This window comes from Campylobacter concisus (assembly GCF_003048375.1).
Lineage (GTDB): Bacteria > Campylobacterota > Campylobacteria > Campylobacterales > Campylobacteraceae > Campylobacter_A > Campylobacter_A concisus_T.
On record NZ_CP021642.1, the window covers coordinates 1254854 to 1268981 of the forward strand.

15 protein-coding genes are annotated in these 14128 nt (G+C 39.0%); 4 read left to right on the forward strand and 11 right to left on the reverse strand.

Annotation, left to right across the window (positions count from 1 at the left end):
- Positions 1–7 precede the first annotated feature (7 nt).
- Positions 8–817 carry a flagellar hook-basal body protein gene (locus CCS77_RS06275; protein WP_107916898.1) on the reverse strand — a complete coding sequence of 270 codons (810 nt, stop codon included), beginning with the start codon at positions 815–817 and terminating at the stop codon, positions 8–10.
- Positions 818–967: 150 nt separating this feature from the next.
- Here CCS77_RS06275 and rpoD point away from each other — a divergent pair, with 150 nt between their 5' ends.
- Complete coding sequence (rpoD, locus tag CCS77_RS06280; RefSeq protein WP_103571253.1) at positions 968–2821, forward strand: RNA polymerase sigma factor RpoD; 1854 nt, start codon at positions 968–970, stop codon at positions 2819–2821.
- A 461-nt stretch (positions 2822–3282) separates the two neighbouring features.
- Here the strand turns inward: rpoD and CCS77_RS06285 are convergent, their stop codons facing one another.
- From CCS77_RS06285 to CCS77_RS06315, 7 genes are all read right to left on the reverse strand, one after another.
- A complete protein-coding gene (locus tag CCS77_RS06285) occupies positions 3283–4038 on the reverse strand; it encodes a flagellin (RefSeq protein ID WP_199907145.1) in 756 nt (251 codons plus the stop codon).
- A gap of 137 nt (positions 4039–4175) precedes the next feature.
- Positions 4176–5468 carry a histidinol dehydrogenase gene (hisD, locus tag CCS77_RS06290; protein ID WP_107916900.1) on the reverse strand — a complete coding sequence of 431 codons (1293 nt, stop codon included), beginning with the start codon at positions 5466–5468 and terminating at the stop codon, positions 4176–4178.
- On the reverse strand, positions 5465–6316 hold the full coding sequence (locus CCS77_RS06295) for a pyridoxal-phosphate dependent enzyme (protein WP_107916901.1): 852 nt from the start codon (positions 6314–6316) through the stop codon (positions 5465–5467). Before CCS77_RS06295 ends, hisD begins: the two co-directional genes overlap by 4 nt.
- Positions 6309–7400 carry an OmpA family protein gene (locus tag CCS77_RS06300; RefSeq protein WP_107916902.1) on the reverse strand — a complete coding sequence of 364 codons (1092 nt, stop codon included), beginning with the start codon at positions 7398–7400 and terminating at the stop codon, positions 6309–6311. The genes CCS77_RS06295 and CCS77_RS06300 overlap by 8 nt, the downstream gene beginning before the upstream one ends.
- Positions 7397–8710, reverse strand: a complete 1314-nt coding sequence (locus CCS77_RS06305) for a MotA/TolQ/ExbB proton channel family protein (RefSeq protein ID WP_107916903.1) — start codon at positions 8708–8710, stop codon at positions 7397–7399. The genes CCS77_RS06300 and CCS77_RS06305 overlap by 4 nt, the downstream gene beginning before the upstream one ends.
- A 4-nt stretch (positions 8711–8714) precedes the next feature.
- Positions 8715–9779: a class II fructose-bisphosphate aldolase gene (fbaA, locus tag CCS77_RS06310; RefSeq protein ID WP_107916904.1), complete on the reverse strand. Its 1065-nt coding sequence runs from the start codon at positions 9777–9779 to the stop codon at positions 8715–8717.
- A gap of 15 nt (positions 9780–9794) precedes the next feature.
- A complete protein-coding gene (locus CCS77_RS06315) occupies positions 9795–10613 on the reverse strand; it encodes a peptidylprolyl isomerase (protein ID WP_103605945.1) in 819 nt (272 codons plus the stop codon).
- A gap of 94 nt (positions 10614–10707) precedes the next feature.
- Between CCS77_RS06315 and nth the strand changes: the two genes are divergently transcribed.
- On the forward strand, positions 10708–11340 hold the full coding sequence (gene nth / locus CCS77_RS06320) for an endonuclease III (RefSeq protein ID WP_107916905.1): 633 nt from the start codon (positions 10708–10710) through the stop codon (positions 11338–11340).
- A 37-nt stretch (positions 11341–11377) separates the two neighbouring features.
- On the opposite strand, the gene CCS77_RS06325 is transcribed toward nth, so the two are convergent.
- From CCS77_RS06325 to CCS77_RS06335, 3 genes are all read right to left on the reverse strand, one after another.
- On the reverse strand, positions 11378–11728 hold the full coding sequence (locus CCS77_RS06325; RefSeq protein WP_223227398.1) for a hypothetical protein: 351 nt from the start codon (positions 11726–11728) through the stop codon (positions 11378–11380).
- Between the two features lie 269 nt (positions 11729–11997).
- Positions 11998–12177: a hypothetical protein gene (locus CCS77_RS06330; protein ID WP_021090154.1), complete on the reverse strand. Its 180-nt coding sequence runs from the start codon at positions 12175–12177 to the stop codon at positions 11998–12000.
- Positions 12178–12423 carry a DNA-binding protein gene (locus tag CCS77_RS06335; protein ID WP_009294123.1) on the reverse strand — a complete coding sequence of 82 codons (246 nt, stop codon included), beginning with the start codon at positions 12421–12423 and terminating at the stop codon, positions 12178–12180.
- Positions 12424–12788: 365 nt separating this feature from the next.
- Between CCS77_RS06335 and CCS77_RS06340 the strand changes: the two genes are divergently transcribed.
- Positions 12789–13583: an HrcA family transcriptional regulator gene (locus tag CCS77_RS06340; RefSeq protein ID WP_107917303.1), complete on the forward strand. Its 795-nt coding sequence runs from the start codon at positions 12789–12791 to the stop codon at positions 13581–13583.
- On the forward strand, positions 13580–14122 hold the full coding sequence (grpE, locus tag CCS77_RS06345; RefSeq protein ID WP_107916906.1) for a nucleotide exchange factor GrpE: 543 nt from the start codon (positions 13580–13582) through the stop codon (positions 14120–14122). Before CCS77_RS06340 ends, grpE begins: the two co-directional genes overlap by 4 nt.
- Positions 14123–14128 lie beyond the last annotated feature (6 nt).

Genomic DNA, 14128 nt, shown 5'->3' on the forward strand with positions numbered 1-14128 from the left:
CCTTTTATTAAGCTTTTAGGGCTAGTTTTTGAACAGCATCTTGGTTAAGGTCAGTCATGTGGCTTGTCATAACCTTTTGATACATATCAACTAAGCGTTGGGTTTCTATTAGACCCACCATTTCTAAGACTGGATTTACATTTGACATCTGAGCGTAGCCTTGCATCACGCTATCAGCCTCGTCAAGCTCGGTTATGTCGTCAAAATTTCTCGTTTCAAAGAGGTTGTCGCCGACCTTTTTTAGATCTCTTATCTCTCTTGGCTGAGCGATGTAAAATTTAGAAAATTGATTGTTATTTGAGTATAAATTTCCATTTTTATCAGAGGTTAAGACCTCGCCTTGTGGCACTTGGATGCCTCTTTGACCAGGATTTTGCGCCTCATAGCCACTTGGTAACACCCTATAACCCTCTTTTGTGACGATGTAACCGTCTGCGTCAAGGCTAAAAGAGCCATTTTTGCTTAGTTTTACGCCATTTGGAGTATCGACTAAGAAAAAAGCATCGTCTCTTTTTATCGCAAAGTCAAGCGTATTTGAGCTGTATTTAAAGCCACCAGCACTAAAGTCGGTGTATTCTTCGCTCACTTGTGGCACGCGATCAAGCGTTCTATTTAGAAATTTAGCTCCGTCTTTTGTGTGATTTTTAAGCGGGAGCTCATCTTGTGTCTCTTTAAAAATTCTCGCAAAGTCGCCGATGACTACGTCATTTCGCTTGTAGCCGATCGTATTTACATTTGCAAGGTTGTTTGAGATGACATTTAGTCTGTTAAACTGCGTTACCATGCCAGCAGTGGCTTGATAATAACCATTTTGCATAAATTTTCCTAATCAAAATTTGATTTTTTAGAATTACTAAGCAATCATCGTTCCAACTTTCTTTTTATAGACATTTAAAAAAATTTGGGTATAATCCACTTTCTTTTAACCAACACTTAAATCACAATGATACGATTTGAAAGGAAATTTATGAGCGCCGCAAAAGACTCTTTTTCTCAGATAGAAGAGCTATTTGCCGAAAATGCAAAAGGCTTTTTGACATACGAAAAATTAGTAAAATTATTAGACAAAGCTCCGACGGCTACGGTAGTAAAAAAGATAGAACAACTAGCAAAAACAAACAAAGTCCAGCTCATCACATCTGCTGAGGCTGCAAAGCTTAGAAATTTAGCCGATGCTAAAAAACGTCAAGAAAACGCTCAAAAAAGCGACCAAGATATCGACGAGGACCTCGATCTTTCAGGCGAGAGCGATCTTTTAGAGTGGTCAAGATCAGATAGTCCAGTAAGGATGTATCTACGAGAGATGGGGCAGATCGCACTTCTTACAAAAGAAGAAGAGGTCGAGATCAGCAAGAGGATCGAGCTTGGCGAAGATATCATCATCGATGCATTTTGCTCGGTGCCGTTTTTGATCGATTTTATACTTGATTACAAAGAGCCGCTTATCAACAGAGAGCGCCGTGTAAAAGAGCTCTTTAAAAGCTTTGAAGACGAGGGCGAGAATGAAAATGAAGAGAGCGAAGAGGATATAGACGAAGAGGATGAGGAGAACGAAGAGAACGAAACTCCTAAAAAATCAGCCAAAAACGACAAGCGTGCAGAAAAAGTTATAGAGAGCTTCAAAGCCCTTGAAAAGGCTAAAAAAGAGTGGCTAAAGACAGCAAATAAGCAAGATAAAGTTGAAAGCGACGACACAGCTTCAAAGATGACGCTTGCGTTTAAAAAGAAAATTTTAAAAGAGAAGCTGATGGATCTTGGTCCAACAAGTAAGCTAATCAGCGAGATCGTAAAATCAATGGAGACGGCTCTTAAAAGCGACGATGAATTTGATAGAGAGCTAAAACGCTTGGAGTATCGCTTGCCGATGTTTAGTGACGAGCTTAAGAAAAATCACAAAAGCATCTTAAAAGATATCATCAAACTTAGTAAAGAAGAGATCGCAGCTCGCGTGCCAGAGGCTACGATGGTCTCAACATACGTCGAGATCAAAAAGCTTTTTACGACAAAAGAGGCGAGCAAACAAGGCTTTGACCTTGAGCCAGCAAGGCTAAAAGAAATTTTAGAGCAGATCAAACGCGGAAAGAAAATTTCAGACGAAGCAAAAGCTAGAATGGCCAAGTCAAACCTCCGTCTAGTCGTAAGTATCGCAAAACGCTATACAAACAGGGGTTTGCCATTTCTTGATCTCATCCAAGAGGGCAACATCGGTCTTATGAAGGCGGTTGATAAATTTGAATATAGAAAAGGCTATAAATTTTCAACCTACGCCACATGGTGGATCCGCCAGGCTATCTCGCGCGCGATCGCTGATCAGGCAAGGACGATTAGGATACCTATCCACATGATAGAGACGATCAATCGTATCAACAAAATCAACCGCAAATACCTCCAAGAAGAAGGCAAAGAGCCTGACGTAAGCGTCATCGCAAAAGAAGTTGGGCTAAGCGTTGATAAGGTAAAGCAAGTCATCAAAATCACAAAAGAGCCTATCAGCCTTGAAGCTCCGATCGCAAACGAAGAAGACGGTAAATTTGGAGATTTTGTCGAGGACAAAACTTCTCTATCACCGATAGATCAAATTTTAAAAAGTGACCTTAGAGAGCAGATCGACGATGTGCTTTCACAGCTAAATGAGCGCGAAAAAGCGGTTATTTCGATGAGATTTGGTCTGCTTGAAGATGAGAGCGACCGCACGCTTGAAGAGATCGGCAAGGCGCTAAATGTCACTCGTGAACGCGTCCGTCAGATAGAAAGCTCAGCTATCAAGAAACTAAAACACCCAAAAGTTGGTAGAAAACTCAAAAACTACATCGAGGGCTAACAAGCCCTGCCCTTTTGGGCGTCCGCATCTAAACTCTGCAAATTTCTGCAATTTACTTTCTAGTCCATAATTAAGTTATTCTTGCGACCAAAGCACCAAAAGAGATAAGCAAAAATTTAATGTTTTTGTATATTTACCCTACTTTAGTGTATATACTATTGCTTTAACAGCTTTTTTCTTTGGGAAATTTATTAGCATCTATACCCTTTAAAGGACTTTCTCTTTGAAAAATTTATAGCGTCTATACCAAAAAATTGTTTTAAACATTACATATAGCTCTCATCTTAAAGCATAATTAACTCAACTTCTATTTTGAAAGTATATGTGCTATAAATTTTCAACTAAATTCTAAAAACCATAACCAAAAAAAGAATAAAAAATTTAATTTACAAATATGTTATATAAGTTAAAAAAGTAGAAATAAAAAAAGAGAGTTTTACCGGCACAAGACCGGTAAAAATTTATTCGCCTAGAAGTTTATCTAGTTTTGCAGCCAAGCTCGTAGTGTCGTGAGCTTTAGCCAAAGATGCAGCATGTAGCTTTAAATTTGCTTGTAAATTTTCTTCCAAGCTCTTTGCGATGTCGCTACTATCAAGGTTCTCTACACTATTAGCGTTTGCTACGCTTCTAGCAGCTAGAGCATTCATGCCCTTAAATACAGCATTTTGTGTCGAGCCGATCTCTGAGCGAAGTGAATTTATATTCTTCAAAATATCGCTAGAATTTGAGCCATCCTCTTTAACATTTAAAAGAGCATTTGTGCTTAAATTTATATTTTTTGTGCCCTCGCCTGTGAAAAAGCCAAGCTCGGCGTCAAAAACGTTTTTACCGTTAAATTTAGCCTCTTTTACACTGTCGCTCATCGCATTTTTAAGCGCATTTATCTCGCCTTTTATGCCCTTTTGCTCGTTCGCTGAAAGAGCTGGGTTTGAAAGCTTGCTTGATAGCTCGCCGATCTTATCCGCACTCTCGCTTAAATTTAAAAGCGTTGAGTCGGCGATCTGAAGCATACCGATCATATCGTTTGCATTTGCCATGCCCTCATTTAGGACATTTGTTTGCGAAAGTAAGCTCTCTGCGATTTGCAAATTTGCACCTGATGCTTTGATCTCGCTATTTGCAGAGATGGCGTTTAGCGCCTTTTTCTCGCTATTTTTAGCTTGATCTAAATAATAGTTTCCTGAAGCCTGGTTTGCAGTATAAGTTCCTAACTTCATATCAACTCCTTTTTTAGTAGTTTCGTGATGGATTTTACTATAAATTTCATAAAAAGTTGCAAAAATATTTCTTAAAGCAAAAAATATTTTTAAAAAGAATTTAGAAAAACTTAATTTTCCTAAATTCTTTGCCCTTTTTAGTCTTCTAATCTCACTGCAATTGATCTTTTATGAGCCGTTAATCCTTCGGCTTCGGCTAGCTGCATGCATGGTTTGCCAAGGTGCATGATACCTTTTCTACTAACTGAGATGATAGAGCTTCGCTTCATGAAATTTTCAACTCCAAGCGGCGAGTAAAATCTCGCACTTCCGCCAGTTGGCAAGGTGTGGTTTGGTCCAGCGATGTAGTCGCCCATCGCTTCAGGCGTGAAGTGTCCAAAAAATATCGCTCCAGCGTGTTTTACCTCGTCCATATAGCTCAAAGCGTCGTTTGTAGCGATCTCTAGGTGCTCCACAGCAAGCTCGTTCATCAGCTTAAAGCACTCTTGCAAATCTTTTGCAACGATGATAGCGGCTTTGTTTCTCATACTAGCACTAGCGATTGGTTCTCGTTTTAGAGTTTTTAGCTCGTCCTCCACGTGTCTTTGCACCGCCCTTGCGAAGGCCTCCACTGGCGTTATCAAAAAGGCACTTGCAATCTCGTCGTGCTCGGCTTGCGAGAGTAGATCGATCGCTATGTGGCGAGGGTCCGCACTATCATCAGCGATCACGCCTATCTCGCTTGGACCTGCGATCATATCGATATTTACGTCGCCATAAACTAGCTTTTTAGCAGTCGCTACGTAGATGTTGCCAGGTCCTGTGATGACATCGACCTTTGGCACGGTTGCTGTGCCGTAAGCCATCGCTGCGATCGCGCTCGCACCGCCTATTTTAAAGGCTGTTTTGATGCCACATAGATGCATCGCAGCAAGAAGTAGAGGATTTACCTTGCCACCTGGTGCTGGGGTGCAAACTACGATCTCTTTTACGCCAGCCACGATTGCTGGGATAGCATTCATGAGAAGCGAGCTAGGATATGCAGCCTTGCCGCCTGGGATATAAAGGCCAGCGCGATCAACCGGAGTGTATTTAGCACCTAGCAAGATGTCGTGCTCGTCCTTATAGGTCCAGTCGCTCGGTTTTGTGCGCTCATGATAGCTTTTTATCCTATCATGGGCTAAATTTAGAGCCACTCTTAGGGCGTTATCTAGCGAGTTGTAGGCCGCTTCCATCTCTTTTACGTCGATTATTATGTCGCTTTTGCTTGTGACACTAAATTTATCAAATTTACTTATCTGGGTAAAAAGCGCGCTATCACCATCTTTTCTTATCTCGTCAATTATGCCTGTAACCACTGGCATAACGGCACTCATGTCGTTGTCACTTCGCCTAACAAGCTGTGAAAATTTACTCTCGAAGTCAGCGTCGCTGCTGTGTAAAAATTTCATTTATGATCCTTTATTTTTAGTTTTCTCTCATATCTTTGCTTTTGTGTAATGTTACCTAAAATTCCGCCCTGGTGGATATATAAAATTTCGCTCCCAAGCTTGTCTAAATTTGCAAAAAGTGTCATAAAGCCCACTGGGTCGTAAATAAGCTCAAACTCCACGCCACTTTTGCACACTTCAAGCCAAATTTCATAAAGCTCAGGGTATAAATTTCCAAAATGATACTTCTTTGGGGGATTTAAAATTTGCACTTTGCTGTTTTTATCTAGTTCGTAAATTTGCTTTTTTAGATAGTCGATGTCTCCTACACAAGGGGCTGTAAAAACCCTAAGATCGGTGTGTTTTGCTAGGTAGCATGCGCTTGTACCTGTGCCTGAGGGCAAGAAGATATCAGGCTTTATGCCACTTTTTTTGCTCCACTCATTTATCTCACGTGCTTGCGTGATAAAGCCAAGCTCAGCCTCACTTTGCGCCACGCCCTCGTTTATAAAGAGTGCATTTTGGCTCTTTGCTAGCTCTTTAGCAAATTTCTCACGCTCATCTTTCACAAAAATTTCCATGCCATTTTCAAGTGCAAATTTGAAATTTCCAACTGGATTTTGCTCTAAATTTGAGCTTAGATGAGAGACGACGTAGTAAAATTTAAGCCCTTTTAGTTTGGCAAAAAGACTTAGGCTATACATGGCATTTGACTGGCTTGAGCCATGAGATACGATCGCTTTGATGCCGCTAAGATCGGCCTTTAGAAAATACTCTAGCTTTCTTGCTTTGTTGCCGTTAAACTCGCCTAGCAGATCATCTCTTAAAAGCCAAAATTCTCGCTCTCTTAAGCGAATTTTATCAATCACCCTTAAACTCCAAAAATTTCTCTATCTCGTTGATAGCCTCTTTGTTTGAGAGTGAAAATTTGATCTCGATGCGCCTTGAAGCGTCCTTATCCTCGGCTCCGTCTTTAAAAACTAGCTCGTTGTAGCTTCTGCCACTTGCGACAAGCAGCTTTCTAAGGCGCGCATCGTTGCTAAATGAGTTTATAAACTCCATCACCGCATAGGCTCTTTTTTGCGAAAGCTCTAGGTTGTAAATGTAGCTTCCATCGCTATCTGTAAAGCCCTCTATGACGATCTGATCGATGTTTGAGGCGATCTCTTTATCATTTAAAAGCACGTCAAAATACTTACTAAGCGTGGCCTTTAGCTCCTCTTTGACTTCTTCTTTTAAGACCGCACTGCCCTTATCAAAAAGCACTGATGAGCTAAGCTTTAGCGCGCCTGAGTTTGGATCGATCTCGATGCTCGATCCTAGCCTATCTTTTAAGGCTGAGATCACTTTTACCCTTATGCCAGTTAGGTTTTTGACCCTATCACGGGTGACGTTTAGATCCCTTAAAAGCTCGTCATATCTAGCCTCTTTTTTGCTCACTTGCTCGAGCAAAAAGGCGATCTTGGCTAAATTTTTCTCGCTACTTGCATTTGCGTCGCTTAGCGCTCTATCTTTTGATGAAATTTCATCATTTAGCACGATCATTTTTTGATTTAGATCAAATATGCTAGCATTTAGCTCTTTTATGCTCGCATTTGCATCCTTGTTTTCCTCTATGAGCTGGGCTAGTTTTTCTTTTAGGGCGTCTATTTGGATGACAAAAATTTCATTTGATTTTTTTAAATTTATGTTTTCGTCGCTTATCTTTGAAAGCTCGCTTTTTAGGGCGTCATTTAGCTCTTCAAGGGTAAAATTCTTACCCTGGGCGTCTTTTAAATTTGCTAAAGCTGTAATGATGGCTTGCTCTTTATTTTCAAGGGTGTTTTGAGTTAGGACGTATTTTACGACGACAGCGCCGATTAGCAGCATAAAAACAAAGAGCAGACCCGCCATCAAGTCCGCGTACGAAACCCAAAAGCTCGATTGATCTTCGTTATTTTTGTCTATTTTCATTGCACTAGATTTTCGATTTTTTCTATTACAGAATTTGCTTCTTTATCGATCTCGTCTATGTTCTTCTTAAGCTCAGCGATGAGGCTCTCGCGCTCTTTTTCGCGCTCCAAGCTCCTGCCCTCTTGCTCATAAGCCGCTTTAAATATCGTAGCACTCTCCACAAGCGAGGCTCTAAATGCCTTTAGTGCCTCGTTTTGCTCTTTCATCAAAGAGAGAGAAAATTCTTTTAAAATGGCATCAAAACTCTTTATAGTCTGCTCAAATTTAAGCTGGCTCTCTTTTGTGGCGTTTAAATTTCTGCTAAAAATCTCGCCAAGCTTTGCATGCTCGGTTAAAATTTTAACCTCCATATCTTTAAAGGCATTAGAAAACGCGCCAACTGCCTTTAATATATCGGAGTGAATTTTTACAAATTCATCTTGTTTTAGCCCAGATTCATTTAACATTTTTAAACTTGCGCTAAGCTCTGCCTTGCTTTGATTGATGATATTTTTTTCAACCTCGCAAAGCTCTTTTAGGCTGTTAAATTTCTCATTTGTCTGCTCGCTTAGCTCTTTTATAAATTTATCATCAAGCACCATTTTAAAGGCGTCGTGACTATCTTTAAAGTAGCCCACACTCGCTTTCATGAAATTTGCATTTAGCTCATTTTCCTGCCAGAAAAACTCTCGGCTTAGCTCTTTTTGCTCGCTGTAAAATCTCTCAAATTTACTAATGCCGATCTTTTCAAAAAACATCCACCAAAGCGCTAAAAATATGCCATATATCGATACATAAAATGCCGTAGCTACGCCGTTTAGCAGTATAGCGATCTCTTTTTCAAGTCCGTTTGCAGTGCTTGAGCTAAAGCTTGGCATAGAGATAGCGATACTGATAAATGTGCCCAAAATTCCAAGCATAGGAAAGACTGCTTGGCCGATGTTTGCTAGATTGTCATTTCTAAAATTTCTTGTGTAACTCTCAAAAAAATCTTCAAATTTAGCGTTTGCCTTTTTGACGCCTGAAATTTCAAAAAGGTGAGCGATGATAAATTCTTTTAGCCTTATCTTGTAGTCTTTGGCATTTGCTAAGAAATTTGAGTAAGCGACCAAGGCGCTGTGGCGTGAAAACACAAAAGCGACAAAGAGTATAACGCCCATCATCACGATGGTGTGAAGCTTCATCTGAAAATTTATAACGCCAAGATACGCTAGTATCGCCAAGATATAGATAGCTAAAGGGATAAAGATAACTTTAAAAAAGACAAAGAAAGAGTGAGCTTGGCGCTCCTTTGGCACGCTTAGCTCACTAAAATCATTTTGATTTTGCATAGGATTAGTTCCTATTTAGGCAGTTTAAGTCGCTAAAAGCAGTCTGAAGACGCTTAACCATGCTCTCCTCGCCACTTCTTAGCCATTTCCTTGGATCGTAGTATTTTTTATTTGGCTTATCATCGCCCTCTGGGTTGCCGATCTGACCTTGCAAGTATGCTCTATTTTTAGCCTCATACTCGCGTACGCCGTCCCAGAAAGCCCACTGAGTATCGGTGTCAATGTTCATCTTGATAACGCCGTAGCTTACAGCATTTTTGATATCTTTTAGCTCACTACCACTTCCGCCGTGAAATACAAAATTTACTGGCTTGTCGCTTTTTGTGTTAAATTTCTTTGCCACATAGGCTTGTGAGTTTTTGAGAATTTCTGGTCTTAGCACGACATTGCCTGGTTTATAGACGCCATGGACGTTGCCAAAACTAGCTGCGATACTAAATTTATCGCTTATCTTGCTTAGTCTTTCATAAGCAAGCGCGACGTCCTCTGGCTGAGTGTAAAGAAGCGCGTTATCAACGCTTGTGTTATCTACGCCATCTTCTTCGCCACCAGTGACGCCAAGCTCGATTTCTAGGCTGATACCAAGCTCGCTAAGCTCTTTTAGGTACTTCTCGCATGTGCTTAAATTTTCGTTGATATTCTCTTCGCTAAGATCAAGCATGTGAGAGCTAAAAAGTGGCACGCCGTGAGTTTTTTTATACTCATGGCTTGCTTTTACTAGCTCATCTATCCAAGGCAAAAGCTTTCTAGCAGCATGGTCAGTGTGTAAAATGACTGGCACGCCGTAAGCCTTGGCAAGCAGATGAACATGCTTTGCTCCAGCGATCGCGCCAAGAACGGCTGCATTTTCGCAGGCTTTACCAGCGTAAAAACCTGAACCGCCATTACTAAACTGAACGATAACAGGCGAGTTAGCAACCTTTGCCGCCTCTAAAACAGCATTTACTGAGTCGCTGCCTACGACATTTACAGCAGGTATTGCAAAACCTTGCTCTTTGGCATAAGCATAAAGTTTTGTTACATCATCTCCGCTTAAAACACCAGGTTTTACGATATCTAAAACGCCCATTTTATCCTCCAAATTTTATTTGTATTCTATCTTTGCTTTTTGGCGTAGAGCTTCACTTTTTTGTCTAACAGCAGCTTGGAATTTCTCCATTTTTACAGCTTGCTCGATCTCTGGTTTTGCTTGTTCAAAGCTTACAGTACCAGCAGCTTTGCCATCTTCTTTTAAGATAACATGGTAGCCAAACTGAGTTTTAACTGGCTTAGTTGAAACTGTGCCATTAGCCATTGAAAATGCTGCGTCTGCAAAAGGTTTTACCATTTGGCTTTGACCAAACCAGCCAAGCTCGCCACCGTGTGCTGCTGAGCCTTTGTCGATTGATTTTTGGCTTGCTAGCTCTGCAAATTTCTTAGTTAGAGCCTCACCTTTTAAATTTTTAAGTTGAGCGATGATGTCGTTTGCTGTTTTTTCATCTTCAACTAAGATATGTCTTGCTCTTGCTTGAGCTGGTTGGTTCATGCTAGCTTTGTTTTTGTTATAAAAATCTCTTAAATCGCTATCACTTACTTTTATACCGTCAAATAGTTTTCTCATATAAAGCTCAACTGCGATGCCCTCTTGTGCAGCTTTTACAGCCTTGATGTAATCAACATCTTTTTCAATGCCTGTCGCTTTTGCATCTTTTAAAAGAAGCTTTCTATTGATTAGATCGTCGATTATACGTTTTTTCTCATTTGGTTGAAGCTTGCTAGCGTCAAATCCTGGCATAGCTGCTGATAAAAGTGCTGAGATATCGCTATCATTTATAGCATCGCCATCAACTGTTGCAACTACTGCTGCGTTTAGAGTGACAGCTGCAGCTAAACTTAAAACTGCTGGAAACAAAATTTTTTTCATATAAATCCTTTAAAAAATTGATTTTATGGGCGAGATTATATCAAATAATGCGGTAACTTTTCGTTTAACTTGTAATTTTAGGTAAAATAACCAAATGAGAACAAAAAAAGATATTTTAGAGATAAAAAAGAGGCTTTTAGAAGAGTTTAAAGACGCCAAAAGCGAGCTTAAATTTAGAAATTTATATGAACTTCTTGTCTGCGTCATGCTCTCAGCTCAGTGCACAGACAAAAGGGTAAATTTGATCACACCTGCCCTATTTGAGGCGTATAAAGATGTTTTTGAGCTAGCTAGTGCAAATTTAGCCAGCCTAAAACTCATGATAAACTCATGCAGCTTTTTTAACAATAAGGCTCTGAATTTGATCAAGATGGCAAACAGCGTGGTTGAGCTTTATAACGGAGAAATTCCGCTTGATGAAGAGAAGCTAAAAGCCCTTGCTGGAGTTGGGCAAAAGACCGCTCACGTCGTGCTTTTAGAGGCGACAAATGCAAACGTAATGGCTGTTGATACGCATGTTTTTAGGGTATCACATAGACTGGGCTTAAGCAGCGCAAAGACGCCAGAAGCGACAGAAGAGGATCTAAGTCTTGCTTTTAAAACTGAGCTTGGCAAGCTTCATCAAGCGATGGTGCTTTTTGGACGCTATACCTGCAAGGCTAAAAAGCCGCTTTGTTTTGAGTGCATTTTAAGCGATCTTTGTAAGAGCAAAGATAAGGTGATATAGATAAAATTTGCTAGAAATTTCTAGCAAATTTTACTTTTTATGAGTTATATTTTTTAACGATACCGCGAACTACTTTTTCTATAAAAAGCGCAGAAGCTACTTCGCAGTGCTCTCTTGTAGAGTGAGGTGAATAGATATTTGGTCCAATAGAACATGCACTAAGACCTGCTTTTTTCTCTAAAAGCACTCCACACTCAAGTCCAGCATGCACAGCTGTTATCCTTGCATTTGGCTTATAAATTTTAAGCTCTTCTAAAATGTCATTTGCAAATTTATCATTTATAGGCTTCCAAGCTGGGTTTCTGTCTTTACTAATGACGTTAAAACCAACCGCTTTTGCAAGCTCTGAAATTTCAAATTCCATCCTATTTAGCCCGTCTTTACTCATTGATCTTGCAAAAAACTTTCAAAATTTATAGATAAGAAATGTAAAAAGAATACGCAATAAAGAAGTGGAGAAGGTAGGATAGTGACATTGAGTTTGATAAATTTATGTTAGGCTGCTGGAGCCACCATTTATAGATATTTTGATAGCTAAGATAGATGCTCGTTAAGATAAGCGGAGCAAAACCCTATATAAATAGGTAGGATGAAATTTATTTGACGGCATTTTTGGCTACGAAATTTATAAAATAATTAAATTTCAAGCCAAAAATACTAAATTTTGGCTCTTTTTTCTCTTACTTTTTTGATCTTATTTTTAACTACATGAAATTTTGAAGCCGCAGCCGAGCATAGATCCTTATAAGTAACCAAAATTTTTGACTCTTTTTTAGTGCAAATGACTGCAAAAACGCTCTCAAGGTCGATTCTCTCTTTTTGTGTTAAATTTTCCATCTATTTTCCTAGCAATTTTCTCATCTTGTTGACAACAAATAATATTTCATCATCGTCAAGCTCACATAGCAGTTTGCAAACAGCAGCAGCAGCTTGTGGCTTTGAGTTTCCAAGTCTCCAGTCCTGATATGTCCTCATAGGCACGCCAAGATCTTCTGCCATTTTTGCTTGTGAAATTTTCTTACCGATATTTTTTGCCTCAACTGCATTGTGAAGCAAATTAAATATATCACTTGTTTCAATCATTGAAGAATTATACGTTATTTATCATTAAATATACCTAAAATATTATATAAATAATGTAAAATAGTATATAAATATCAAAATTAAGTATTAAACATACTAAAAATTATTTATAATATACGTTAAAACGTATAAAATCTTTTAAATTCTTGAATAAAATTAGAAATTTTGGGTTTTATGTTGAAGTTAAATTTTTATTTTGTTTTAAATTTCATTTCTTTTTACGCAAAGCTTATAATATAGGCATTAGAAAAGTTTAGTTATATAGGCTAAATATATATAAATAAATTTTTTTAACTTATATACTTGACATTGATAAACTAAAGTTGTATAATCCGCTTAGCAATTAAAAAGAAAGAGTGCTAAAAGTGAGTAAAACAAATAAACGCGATTTGATACTAAATTCTATCATTGAAGCCTATTTGCAGGACAATGCGCCTATTGGCTCAAACGAGCTTGGCTCTCGCATGAGCGTGGCGATACCGGCATCAACGATACGTGTTTATTTTAAAAAGCTCTCAGATGAGGGCGAGATCACAAAGCTTCACATCAGTGGCGGCAGGATCCCAACTATCGCTGCGATGAGGAGATATTGGAGTGAAATTTTTAGTCAAAGCGACATAAATTTAGAGATAAACGATCCAAGAAGCTTAAAGATGCTCTGTGATGAGTTTGAACTTTATTGTATGATTTTTGGCACGATCGATAAGGAGTTGCTAGAAATTTTAAATTTAAATGATAGATATCTGGTTTTAAATTTTAGTGACGATGAGATCGTTATCAAATTTGACGCTAGGACGTATAAATTTTTAAACAACCTTATTGGAGTTAATTTAGACAAGCTTGAGCTTATCTGTTCTCAAGTTGGTTTAAGCGAACTAAGAAGCAAGGTTAGGGAGCTTAAAAGGACTAAAATTTACTTCCAAGAAAACGAAATTTTAGCCTTTGATATGTTTAAGGATAGACGCTTTAAGATGGTTTTTGACCCAAGTTTTAGCTTGCAAATGGATGAAAAACTTACATTTTCTCCTATGTTTGATGAAAATTACATGGGGCTTAAATTTAAAGCAAACTACCTTGGTAACGAGGCGCAGATGATCTGTGCTGGCAGTGTTTATACTGATTATGTGAAATTTATAAATCTAATAAAGGAGGCGGCGTGAGCGAAGAGGTAAAAGAGCAAAATCTACCTGAGGTCGAGCCTGTGCAAGAGACAGCTAGTGATAGCATAAATTTAGATGCACTTGGCGATATCTCAAAAGTGGAGAAGCTCGAAAAAGAGCTTGGCGAGATCACTGATAAATATTACAGAGCAAATGCTGAGTTTGAAAATATCAAAAAGCGTTATGAAAAAGAGAAAGCAGACGTTGCGAGCTATGCAAATGAGAAATTTGCTAGGGACTTGCTACCAGTCATCGATGCGCTTGAGATCGCTGCAAATTTTGACCCAGAGGATGATGAATTTGCCAAAAAGATCAAAGAGGGCATTTTGATAACGATAAATCAGTTTAAGAAATGTTTTGAAAAGCATGGCGTGAGCGAGATCGCAACTGATGTCGAGTTTGATCCAAATGTGCATAATGCCGTTTTAAGGGTCGATAGCGAGGAGAAGCAAAGCGGTCAGATCGTGCAAGCTTTACAAAAAGGCTATATGATAAATGGTAGGGTTTTGCGCCCAGCTATGGTCAGTGTGGCAAACTAAATTTAA

Bases quoted from the DNA above. Each gene is read 5' to 3' on its own strand.
- CCS77_RS06275 (WP_107916898.1), bottom strand. From the start codon at position 817: ATGCAAAATGGTTATTATCAAGCCACTGCTGGCATGGTAACGCAGTTT.
- CCS77_RS06285 (WP_199907145.1), bottom strand. From the start codon at position 4,038: ATGAAGTTAGGAACTTATACTGCAAACCAGGCTTCAGGAAACTATTAT.
- rpoD (WP_103571253.1), top strand. From the start codon at position 968: ATGAGCGCCGCAAAAGACTCTTTTTCTCAGATAGAAGAGCTATTTGCC.
- CCS77_RS06315 (WP_103605945.1), bottom strand. From the start codon at position 10,613: ATGAAAAAAATTTTGTTTCCAGCAGTTTTAAGTTTAGCTGCAGCTGTC.
- CCS77_RS06300 (WP_107916902.1), bottom strand. From the start codon at position 7,400: ATGAAAATAGACAAAAATAACGAAGATCAATCGAGCTTTTGGGTTTCG.
- hisD (WP_107916900.1), bottom strand. From the start codon at position 5,468: ATGAAATTTTTACACAGCAGCGACGCTGACTTCGAGAGTAAATTTTCA.
- CCS77_RS06335 (WP_009294123.1), bottom strand. From the start codon at position 12,423: ATGATTGAAACAAGTGATATATTTAATTTGCTTCACAATGCAGTTGAG.
- nth (WP_107916905.1), top strand. From the start codon at position 10,708: ATGAGAACAAAAAAAGATATTTTAGAGATAAAAAAGAGGCTTTTAGAA.
- CCS77_RS06330 (WP_021090154.1), bottom strand. From the start codon at position 12,177: ATGGAAAATTTAACACAAAAAGAGAGAATCGACCTTGAGAGCGTTTTT.
- fbaA (WP_107916904.1), bottom strand. From the start codon at position 9,779: ATGGGCGTTTTAGATATCGTAAAACCTGGTGTTTTAAGCGGAGATGAT.
- CCS77_RS06325 (WP_223227398.1), bottom strand. From the start codon at position 11,728: ATGAGTAAAGACGGGCTAAATAGGATGGAATTTGAAATTTCAGAGCTT.
- CCS77_RS06305 (WP_107916903.1), bottom strand. From the start codon at position 8,710: ATGCAAAATCAAAATGATTTTAGTGAGCTAAGCGTGCCAAAGGAGCGC.